Annotated in this window: 9 protein-coding genes and 2 pseudogenes; 8 read left to right on the plus strand and 3 right to left on the minus strand. The window is 63.0% G+C overall.

From position 1 onward, the window contains the following. The coding region (locus QOC76_RS11385) for a ferritin family protein (RefSeq protein WP_526356944.1) at positions 1–1,069 on the minus strand (1,069 nt) is incomplete at its 3' end. A gap of 230 nt (positions 1,070–1,299) precedes the next feature. On the opposite strand from QOC76_RS11385, the gene QOC76_RS11390 reads away from it, so the two are divergent. Further along, positions 1,300–3,075, plus strand: a complete 1,776-nt coding sequence (locus QOC76_RS11390) for a sigma-54-dependent Fis family transcriptional regulator (protein WP_526356945.1) — start codon at positions 1,300–1,302, stop codon at positions 3,073–3,075. 1,066 nt (positions 3,076–4,141) lie between these two features. On the opposite strand, the gene QOC76_RS11395 is transcribed toward QOC76_RS11390, so the two are convergent. Further along, entirely contained in the window at positions 4,142–4,291 is a 150-nt protein-coding gene (locus tag QOC76_RS11395; protein WP_526356946.1) for a hypothetical protein, read from the minus strand. Positions 4,292–4,486: 195 nt separating this feature from the next. On the opposite strand from QOC76_RS11395, the gene QOC76_RS11400 reads away from it, so the two are divergent. From QOC76_RS11400 to QOC76_RS11410, 3 genes and pseudogenes are all read left to right on the plus strand, one after another. Beyond that, positions 4,487–5,380: a cyclopropane mycolic acid synthase family methyltransferase gene (locus tag QOC76_RS11400; RefSeq protein ID WP_526356947.1), complete on the plus strand. Its 894-nt coding sequence runs from the start codon at positions 4,487–4,489 to the stop codon at positions 5,378–5,380. A 428-nt stretch (positions 5,381–5,808) separates the two neighbouring features. Continuing rightward, entirely contained in the window at positions 5,809–6,048 is a 240-nt protein-coding gene (locus tag QOC76_RS11405) for a hypothetical protein (protein WP_526356948.1), read from the plus strand. 13 nt (positions 6,049–6,061) lie between these two features. Continuing rightward, positions 6,062–6,246, plus strand: a pseudogene (locus QOC76_RS11410) (response regulator transcription factor); the annotation flags it as partial. Here QOC76_RS11410 and QOC76_RS11415 read toward each other — a convergent pair. Beyond that, positions 6,238–6,600: a response regulator gene (locus QOC76_RS11415; RefSeq protein ID WP_526356949.1), complete on the minus strand. Its 363-nt coding sequence runs from the start codon at positions 6,598–6,600 to the stop codon at positions 6,238–6,240. The pseudogene QOC76_RS11410 and the gene QOC76_RS11415 overlap by 9 nt on opposite strands. Positions 6,601–6,838: 238 nt before the next feature. Between QOC76_RS11415 and QOC76_RS11420 the strand changes: the two are divergent. From QOC76_RS11420 to QOC76_RS11435, 4 genes and pseudogenes are all read left to right on the plus strand, one after another. Further along, positions 6,839–7,273: pseudogene (locus QOC76_RS11420) on the plus strand (aldo/keto reductase); the annotation flags it as partial. A gap of 74 nt (positions 7,274–7,347) precedes the next feature. Next, a complete protein-coding gene (locus QOC76_RS11425) occupies positions 7,348–8,088 on the plus strand; it encodes a VIT1/CCC1 transporter family protein (RefSeq protein WP_526356950.1) in 741 nt (246 codons plus the stop codon). Positions 8,089–8,577: 489 nt separating this feature from the next. Then, entirely contained in the window at positions 8,578–8,862 is a 285-nt protein-coding gene (locus tag QOC76_RS11430; protein WP_526356951.1) for a hypothetical protein, read from the plus strand. A 371-nt stretch (positions 8,863–9,233) separates the two neighbouring features. Then, complete coding sequence (locus QOC76_RS11435; RefSeq protein WP_526356952.1) at positions 9,234–9,518, plus strand: YggT family protein; 285 nt, start codon at positions 9,234–9,236, stop codon at positions 9,516–9,518. Positions 9,519–9,738 lie beyond the last annotated feature (220 nt).

Consider the following 9,738-nt stretch of genomic DNA (forward strand, 5'->3'; position numbering starts at 1 on the left):
CGGTGTCGGTCATGGCGTCGATGCGCCAGTAGTTGACCGGCCAGCCGGTGGCGAAGAACCTCGCCACTTCGTGCACGTAGTGCTTGTCGACGATGCGCTTCCACGCCTCCTCAACGAGGTCGTGCGGAATCGTCAGGCCGTACTTCTCCAGCGGCAGTAGATAACTGCGGTAGTAATCGTCATAGATCCAGCGCCGCCACATCTCGGCGTAGCTTTCGCGATCCTTACGCCGGTCCTTGGTGCCGTACTCGATGAAGGTGCCGATCGCGGCGTCGACGACGCAGTGGTTGTTCCACCACGCGTAGCGCATGTCGCGTTCCAGCAGCGGGCGGTTACGTTCGTCGGCCAGCGCCATCAGCAGGATCGAGTAGCCGTTGGAGATATGGCGCGACTCGTCGGACTGCACCGAGTGGAACACCGTGGGCAGCAGATAGTCCCCGTTGGCCGCGGCCTCGTCCGGCATGGCCACGAAAAGGGTGTTGGTGAAGGCAGTTTCGGCGACCACGGTCAGATAGATGTTGGCTGCGGTGATCGCGTCACCGGTGATGAACCCCTCGCCGAACTGCCGTCCGATGGTGCCGGCGTAGTTGTTGGCGAACGCCTTCTCGGTGATGTCGAACCCGGCAGGGTCGATGTAGTTGTTCATGTACAGCTTCTTGAGGTTCATCTGGATGGTCGAGTGCCGGACCTCGTCGATCATCTGGACTGCCAGGCCGTTGTGGATCTCCGGGTTGGGCACGGCGTCAATCGCCATGGGCATCGCGCGGGCCGCCGAGATCTCAGGGAACGGGATGATCGACAAGAAAAGCTTCTGCCACTCCAGCCAGCGCTGCTGCACCTGGCGGAACATATTGCCGCGGATGGCGCCGTCCATGGCGCCGTATACGCGGTTGTCCTTTTCCTCCTCCATCGGGAAGTAGGACCGCATGATCTGCTTGAGCGGGTCCTTCTTGGGGGCTTTCTCGAACGTGTAGTCGGTGCCGAACCGGGTGGCCGGCGTGGCGAATGTCGGTTCCCAGGACAATTCGGTGATCTTCGCGTGAGCCTTGGTCAAGCTTTGCCTACTCAAAATGCGCCTCCTGTGTGCGAGCCGGTCCAGTGCCGGCGGGGGACGATGCAAGAACCGATAGAACCGTGTGTTCCGGCGCACAGGCGTCTCAGTCTGAGACGCGCATCACAGGCGATGCGCGCCGCGGAGTTCGCCGGGAGACGGTCGCTTTGTCTCAAACTGAGATGCACGTCACACCACCGGGGGTCTACCCTGCGGAGACAGCCATTGACGACCGAGGTGCAGCCACCATGGCTACGGATGTCACACGTGTTAGCGCCGTGGGGTTGCAGCGAGCCCGCGAGCAGTTCCTGAGCGCGGGAGCGCTGAACACCGACGCCGTCGCGCCACCGATACTTGCTTCCTGGCGCCGATCGCGGGATCTGCGAGTGCATCCCGACCGGGTCGACCTGCCCTATGTCCGAGACCCCAACGAGGACTCCCCGCTGGTCCGTGCCGCGGCCCCGGTGCTGCGCCGGATCGCCTCCGACCTATCGTCTCAGGCGGTCAGCGTCATTCTGACCTCCGCGGACGGCCTGGTGCTGGAGCGCGTCACCTCCGATCCGGCGATCATGAAGGCCCTCGACGATGTGCGGCTGGCGCGCGGCTACAGCTATGCCGAGGAATTCGCCGGCACCAACGGCATCGGAACCACCCTGGAGACCGGTGCGGCTACGTTCATCCAGGGCAATGAGCACTACGTCGGCACGCTGGGTCGGCTGGCGTGCGCGGGTTCCCCGATCCGTGATCCGATCACCGGCAAGCTTCTCGGGGTCGTCGACCTGACCTGCTGGGCGAACCTTTCCGATCCGCTGCTGTTCGTGCTGGCCAAGAGCGCCGGCAGCCAGATCGAGGACAGAATCAGCGCATTCAGGACCGAAAGCGAAACCGCGCTGCTGGAGGCCTACTTGAAGCAGAACCGGCGCTATCCGGGCGGAGTGCTGGCGATCGGCGGCGACGTGGTGCTGATGAACCCCCGTTTGCGGCAGACACTGGACGCCAACGATCAGCGGACGCTGCTCGACCATGCGTCTGACCTGTGCCACGCGACGGCCGCGTCGACGGTCGTGGCCACCCTGCCCAGCGGCATGGCCGCCAAAATCACCACCGCCGACCGGATGACCACCGGCAGCCGCGGCAGCAACGTCGTGTTCCATGTGCACCTCTCGCCCGAGAGCGCGGCGGTTGGCGGAACCGGCTGTGACACCACTCGCCTGTCGATACCCACCCTTGCGGGACGCAGCAGTTCCTGGCGCCGCAGCTGCCAGCAGGTGGAGCGATGTTGCCGGGACGGCGACTGGGTGGTGTTGGAAGGCGAGAATGGATCAGGGCGGGCGAAACTCGGGCAGGCGGTCGCACAGCACGTGGCTCCAGAGCGTGCCGTGCGGGTGTTGCGCGCGCACGATTTCGCGACCGCCGGGGATCTCGTCGCCGAGCTCGAATCCATTACGGACGACGAGGATTTCGCGGTGGTCATCGCCAATATGGACAGCTTGACCACTGACGCGCTCGAACCGCTGGCCGCGGTGCTGCAGGTCCGCGCCGGGCGGGGTTGGGTGGCCGCAACGGCCGGCGCGGGGCCGCGGTCACCGTTGGTTGACATGCTGGTGCTGCCGTTCTTTACCCACACCGTCACCGTCCCCGCCTTGCGGCACCGTATCGAAGACCTCGAGGAACTGGTGCCAAACCTGCTCCGAGATCTGACCCGTGGCGCCGATGTGCGGCTGGACCGCAACGCCATGCGGCAACTGGCCAAGCTGCCGTGGCCGGGCAATGTCAGGCAGCTACGCAAAGTGCTCGCCGAGACGGTCGCTCGGCAACGGTCGGGGCTGATCGGTGTGGACAAGCTGCCCGCTGAATGTCGCTCACTGGCAAGGCGAAAACTCACTCAGATCGAGGCGCTGGAACGGGACGCAATAGTACGCAGCCTGCAGGAGAACGGAGGCAGCAAGGCCGCCGCCGCCGACGCGCTGGGAATGTCGCGCGCCACGATCTACCGCAAGATCAAAGAATTCGGCATCGCCTGAGATATGCGTTTCCGGCTCCGCCGGCGCAATGCGTAATCAGTAGACGTCGTGTTCAGCATGTGAGGACTCTGGCTGGATAGCGGACCACCTTGACACGGTTGATTCGGATCTTGCCGACGTCGGCGTGGATGTTGTGAACGGATTTGTGAACGAAACGCGGCGCAAGAGCCGAGATGGCGTGGAACGCGGCGTAATAGCTTCGACCGGGGGATTGATCGTGACCTGCAGGTTTGAGACCCGCGAGGCCACGCGAAACCGGGACCGGTTAGCTCATAACCCAGAGGTCGCAGGTTCGAATCCTGTCCCCGCTACTAAAAGGAATCGGCCCCCGGAAATCACTCCGGGGGCCGTTTTCATGCCGTTTGTGAACGGATTTGTGAACGTGAGGCTCGCTAAGGATCTTGTGAACCGTCGTCCCAGTCGGGTCCAAGGAGGAACGACTGCTTGTTCGGCGGCCTCGCGGTCGTCGTTCTTGAGGACGTGGGCGTAGGTCTGTAGGAAGAACCCGACGTTGGCATGACCGCCCCCCGCATTTAGTACGTCTACTAGGTACCGCAGTATCTGTCACGGATAGCGCTATCGTGTCAGGAATCTTTACTGGTCTGTCACGGATTGCCCCGTGACGCTGAAGCGGGTGCGCATGTCACTGCTGTCGACAACAGACAGCCGACAGCCGCCGACCTGGATGATCAGTCGGTTTGGAACCTGAACAGGCGAAGCGCAGGCACCTCACCAACGCCAATTCTGACGACTGACAACGACAACCGTTGACGACAGTTGCGTGTCGTATTACGCCCACAACAGAGGTCGACGCCTAGTGGATGGCCCGTTCACGAGGGCTGCCTGGCCCTGGCAGTAGAGGGTCACGGGCTCACCGGCCTGGTCGACTGCGTCGTTGGCGATCGTTCCTGACAGTCAGATGGGGAAGGCCGCTCGGCCTCCACACCGGCCAGGTCACGCGGCTCGAACCGGGTCATGCTCGGATGGGCACCGGTGATGCACTGACCATCGTCGTCTCATCGCGCGGCATTTCTGTCCCGGAAGGCTGTTCACCCGTCCGCGGGCACTAAGTGGATCTGATCAGCCTCAGCCTTGGCATCTCGGGGTAGACGATCACCGAGCCGGCATCGACCTCGGCGGGCATGGCCCTCGGCGGCTCCGGGACGTCGTCATATGACGAGACGTTGCTCGGCTGCGGCTCCATCGGCTGAATCATCGCTTGCTCCAATCAGTCGACCTCCCTGCGCCGCAACGCGCAGGTTGAAGTGGGGAATATGACAATTGCTGTCACCCACGCCAGAAGAAACCTCTGCGCACCTGGGCGATCAATGTCGAAGGTGAACAGTCCCATAATTGCGCCGCAACGTCGCCGGCTATTGCGTTGATGCGAGTCGGCGCATAATCTCGCGCCATGGCCTCAGTGGCTGCGGGTGGGGAGAAGACCGGCCTAAGACCGGATTTCGAGAATGTACAGGCTCACTACGACCTGTCCGATGAGTTCTTCCGGCTTTTCCTCGATCCGACCCAGACCTACAGCTGCGCCTATTTCGAGCGCGAAGACATGACTCTGGAGCAGGCCCAGATCGCCAAGATCGACTTGGCATTAGGCAAGCTAGGGCTGCAGCCGGGCATGACGCTGCTTGACATCGGCTGCGGCTGGGGTGCCACGTTGCGGCGTGCCGTGGAGAAATACGACGTCAACGCCGTCGGCCTGACTTTGAGCAAAAACCAGGCGATCGCCGTTGACAAGATTTTCCGCGCGATGGACACCACGCGCAGCCGGCGCGTGTTCTTGGCCGGCTGGGAGGAGTTTCGCGAACCGGTCGACCGGATTGTGTCCATCGGTGCGTTCGAACACTTCGGCAAAGCTCGCTACGACAGCTTCTTCACCATGGCTCATTCCGTGCTGCCTCCCGATGGCGTGATGCTGCTGCATACGATCGTCAGAGCCAGCGTCGAAGAGGTCCAAAGGCGGGGGCTGAAGCTACCGGCGAAACTGCTGAAGTTCATCTTGTTCATCATGGATGAGATCTTTCCCGGCGGGGAGCTGCCCTTGGTCGCCCAAGTTCAGCAACACGCAGTCAGAGCCGGTTTCCAGGTGGCCCGCGTCCAGCCGCTGCAGCCCCATTACGCCCGAACGTTGGACATCTGGGCGGCAAACTTACAGAGCCACCGAGAGCAGGCCATTGCGGTTCAATCCGAAGAGGTCTACGAGCGCTACATGAAGTACCTCACCGGTTGCGCCGACCTATTCCGTGACGGCTACATTGACGTATGCCAGTTCACTTTGGTGAAAAACGGCTGACCGACTGTCCGATCGCGAAATCCTCTCGGCTCCAGGGTCGTCCCAAGTCGGCTAGCGCCGCTCGGCCACCGCACTCCGTCGTAAACCAGCTACACATTCCACCGACATAAACTCTCGTCGAGCGTGCTGCCGCCGCCGCGCTATGCGACCTTTGGGTTTCCGGGATCGAGTCGGCTGACATACCCAGACGTTATCAGCGTGGGTACTGACTTCACTGTCGCAGTTTCTGGCGTCGGCTCCAAGAAAAATCCGTCGCAAAGTAGAGGATCTCGAGACGCGAGATGTCGTTGCCAGACCTATGGCTGGCGCACAAAACGGCCGAATCATCATCCCTATGGCGGCGCGGCGACCCGGCATGTACCGCCTTTCGGTCCGGGCGGGTCTACCTCTGCGGTCAGCCAGACCTTTCTAGTCGTGGATGGTGAGCTATGAGCGGCGATATCGAGTATTTTCCGGTTGCACTCAACAAGTTCGTAGGCGGCGCAATCGAATCCGACGCCCAGGCTCGACGCATATTCGGACTCCTTCATCAGTTCGGCGCTGGCATCGTCGAGTGGGATGCGGAGGAAGGGAATGGCTACGACGACACGGCGGTGACCAGTCGGCTCAACCGATGGAAATCGTCACCGTATCCACCGACGGTCCTGCACTGGGTCGGCCATGGCTGACTGAGCGCGCGGGGAACGTGAGGTGCTGGCATTGATGGCCGAGGGTCGTTCCAATGCCGGTATTACCCATCGGCTTGGGTGACCGAGGGCACCGTCGAAAAGCACGTTCGCAGCATTTTGACAAAGCTGAACTTGCCGGAGGCCGGCGACGATCACCGCCGGGTGTTGGCGGTGATCACCTTCCTCGAGTCACGCTGACTCGCCGGCGAGATCGTGGATGGCGCCGCACGTCAGGGCGGATTTGGACACGAACCCGACGGCCGGACTGGTTTCGATCATGTCCGTGAAGTCCTGCGCGGCGTGGGTGGAAATCAGTATCACTGGTGACGGTGACGGCCCCCCCACCCGGTGGAGTTGCTCGGCGAGTTCGAAGCCGCTCTCGCTCCCGAGGTTGATGTCGACCAGCGTCATGTCGGGCCGCAACTCCTCGAAAAGCCGAAGCGCGTCGGCACTCGTCGACGCCACGCCGACGACGGTGATGCCCTCGCACTCCAGCAGGCCGCGCGCGGCGTCGACGAAATCCGCGCTGTCGTCGACGATCAGACAGCGCATCGGGTCACTCGCAGCAGCATTCGATCAGCTTTGCAGTGCGGGGATAAGTGCGCATTCCTACTAGCTGCCAATCTTGCCCACAACATAGAGCATTTACAGCTGGCCGGTAGATGCAGATTCCCACTACTAGGGGGCACCGATTGGTATCAGCATTAACGACACCGGCTCGCGCGCAGGCAATCCTGGACAGCAACAACGCAGACGCAGGCCTGCCGATGCTCGATGAGATTGGAACAGCATGAAGACCACCACATTGGGCCGAAGCAGCCTGGTTGTCTCGCGCATCGCCTTTGGGACATGGCAACTCGGCGGCGACTGGGGCCAGTTCAACGAAGACGCGGCCGTGACTGCCATCCGTCGGGCTCGCCAGGTCGGCGTCAACTTTTTCGACACCGCCCAGGTCTGCGGTTTCGGCGCATCTGAGCGTCTCCTTGGCAGCGCGTTGCGCGATGAACTTTCGCGTAACCGCAGCGCGCTCATGATCGCCACCAAAGGCGGCCTGCGCCAAACCGATCCCGGCCTGGTCCGCGACGCAAGCCCGGAGTGGGTACGCAGAGGCGTGGACAGCAGCCTGACCGCGCTGGGCATCGACCACATCGATCTGTACCAGGTGCACTGGCCCGACCCCACCGTGCCGGCAGCCGAAACGGCGGGCGCCACGCGGGAACTGATCGTCGACGACGTCGCCTCTGCCGTCACCGCCACAACCGCGTCGCCACCCGGCAGTCGCCTGTCGATCGCCGCGACATGACGCTATCCGACCGCGCTGAATTACGCGGTGAGGCCCCGCATCCCGCGACGGACCCCCATGCGTTGCACGTCACCAAGCGACTGAACTGGTTACGTGCGGGGGTGCTCGGAGCGAACGACGGAATCGTCTCTACGGCAGGTCTTGTGGTCGGCGTGGCCGCGGCTACGACGACCAGCTCGGTGATCTTCGCTGCCGGAGTGGCAGGCCTGGTCGCGGGCGCGGTTTCGATGGCGCTCGGCGAATATGTGTCGGTGAGCACGCAGCGTGACACGCAACGAGTGCTGCTGCAGAAGGAGCGCCGAGAGCTAGACGAGATGCCCGAGGCCGAACTTGAAGAATTAGCAGGGCTTTACGCGGCGAAGGGACTCAGCCCGGAAACAGCACGGGTCGTCGCCAGGGAACTGACGGATCGCGACGCCTTCGCCGCCCACGTTGACGTGGAACTCGGCATCGACCCGGACGATTTGTCCAACCCCTGGCAGGCAGCGTTCTCGTCGGCGGTCGCATTCACCCTGGGTGCCGTCATTCCACTCATCGCGATTTTGCTGCCGCCCGTGAGCGCCCGTGTCCCCCTGGCCTTTCTGTCGGTGTTGATCGCGCTGGCGTTGACCGGGACGGTGAGCGCCATCCTTGGCGGTGCCGCCAAGAGGCGCGCGGTCTTGCGGGTGGTGCTTGGCGGAGCGCTCGCGATGCTCGTTACCTACGGCATCGGACAGATGGTCGGAACGACGATTTGATCCAAACCTGTGGTTGAGGTGCGCGTGGCACGCAGTTCTGGTGCACGGGCACTATCGCCATTGTTGAGCGCTCGCCGGGTCCGCCTGTTGGTGCGCCCACGGCCCTACCGCTCGCTATCGGCCTCGCGGTCGCCGCGTCCTTCATCGTTGCGGAGACAGTTCTGCCGTACGGGCTCGAGCGATCTTTCCGGGGTGCCCTTTGGTGTTGTTTTCGTGGTCGGCGTTCTGGTGGTTCGGCCGGCTGGGGGGTTCGCTGGCGGTGTCGATCACGTTGGCGAAAGCGGTATCACCAGATATCGGTTCCGCCATCATTGTTGGTGCAGTCCGGGGGCGTAGGCCGAGCCGCGCATCGCCGCGAATACCTGCTGACGGGTAGCACATATTCGGGGTGGCGGGCGCGCTGATGGGCGTCAGCACCGACGACGCGAGTTCGGCGGAGGACAACCCTGGAACACGGAAGACACAACCAACCATCGAAGGAATGCCACCATGCGAATGAAACTGAGTTACATGACACCGTTGTTGGGTGCGGGCGCTGCAGCTCTTGCGATTATGGCCGCACCGATTGCGTCAGCTGCTGACACCGGACAGTCCTGCGGCGCGAGCGGCACGGGAACCGTGTGCCAGTCACCGGGCAACGTCCAGATCAACGACTCACCTCCGCCTGTAGGCTTCTATCCCTACGGCGGTGACGCCTTTCTGCTCGGCGGGTACGGCGGCGGCGGCTTTCACGGCGGCGGCGGCTCTCACGGCGGCGGCGGTGGACACCGCTAACGGTCAATGACGTTGAGGTAAAGCTGTTTTGGCCGTATCCAGGTGCTGACGGGGGTGTCGGTGTGACACTGTTCTCACCCGGGCGCCCCTTTCGGCTGCAACGGAAGACATTCCAGCTGGCAGGAAGAATTGATGGGTGTCAGCAGCGACGACAGACGTTCGCCGCGCCGCAATTCTGGACTTACAGATGTTCCAGCCAGTGAAGGAGAGGCGCCACCTAGAGCGGCGTTGCTAAGCTCACGCTGAGAGCCAATTTCGGTGGGATTACGAGCGACACGATCCCGAACACGGCCTGCGGGGCAGTGCGCCGACGGACTCAGTCCCTTCTCAGCTGGACGGCGAAGACTCGGGAAAGTCGGAAGGAGTGTGCGGTGGTCGCAGGCTTGCTTGGAATCGTTCTCTTGCTGTTCGAACTCGTGCTAATTGCCCGGATGGTGGTCGACTGGATCGGCGTCTTGTCCCCGGCGAGCGGCAGCAGCGGGCTCTACCAGGCTCGCCGGATCACCCGTGGCATCACCGAGCCCGTGATCGGCCCGGTCCGGCGGGTGCTGAAGCCGGCGCGGCTCGGGTCCGTATCCATTGATCTGGCGTTTACCGCAGTGTTTGTCGCTGTGATCGTCCTACGAACCGTCGTGGTGCCGTTGATTCCGTTCTGAGGGCGCGGCTTCAGAGGCTGAACGTCGCAGCGTCCGCCCCGTGGAGGAGACGGTCGATCTGTGCTACGTGATCGCGTTGAGTACTCGCGTGCGCACCGTGTCTGGTGGATAGTCTCCGTTGACCCGAATCATGCGGACGTTGCTTGTCCTTGCGGCCAGCGCCGCGTTGGAGCGTGCCGAACGCTCGACGAACCTCGTGATCAGTGCCGCTTCGTCGGAC

Source organism: Mycobacterium sp., assembly GCF_032159565.1.
Taxonomy (GTDB): Bacteria; Actinomycetota; Actinomycetes; order Mycobacteriales; family Mycobacteriaceae; genus Mycobacterium.